1 protein-coding gene is annotated in these 571 nt (G+C 42.0%); it reads left to right on the top strand.

The genetic code is table 11. The annotated features are described in order from the left end of the window. Positions 1 to 520, top strand: a 520-nt coding sequence (locus A3738_RS28025) for a hypothetical protein (RefSeq protein ID WP_197474100.1), incomplete at its 5' end; no start/stop codon positions are given. Positions 521 to 571 lie beyond the last annotated feature (51 nt).

Genomic DNA, 571 nt, shown 5'->3' with positions numbered 1-571 from the left:
ACCAGAAGCGTCATTCCTTCACCTATTAAAAGCCATCAAACAACAACCAACTGATTTCAACTCAGCCTCAGCTCTAATGACGAAAATGGTTGAACAGATCCAAATCGGACTTCGCCTTAAACGTTGCGCTCTGTGCGTTCTTAGCAAAGATAAATCCAAGTTAAACATCGTATTTAAGTCGGGCATCGACGGTGACGACCCACTCGCTAGTTTTAGCACACCTATTATCAAAGGAACGATTTTTAGCGTATTGTGCGACAAACCAGCGGCTCTATGGCTTAAACCGAGCGTCAAAAAAGAAGTCTCTGATCTTGTTCCCATGAACTTTAAGCAGACGACGCAACGTGATGAAGCGTTCTTCGCTTCTATCTTTGTTAAAGGTAAGCCTATTGGTGTGGTGTATGCCGACCAAGATCCTGATCAACGCATCGATGAAGCTCAGTTCAGGTATTTCAAACTAGCGATCAAAGCATTGGAATCATCGTTAGGAACGATTAGCCAAGACGCACAAGATTCGTAATAAAAATCAAAATAAAAACAACACATGAGAACTTCTAAGCACGCCATTAAT

The sequence above is a fragment of the Oleiphilus sp. HI0066 genome, assembly GCF_001635725.1.
This window is presented reverse-complemented; position numbering and strand designations above follow the sequence as displayed.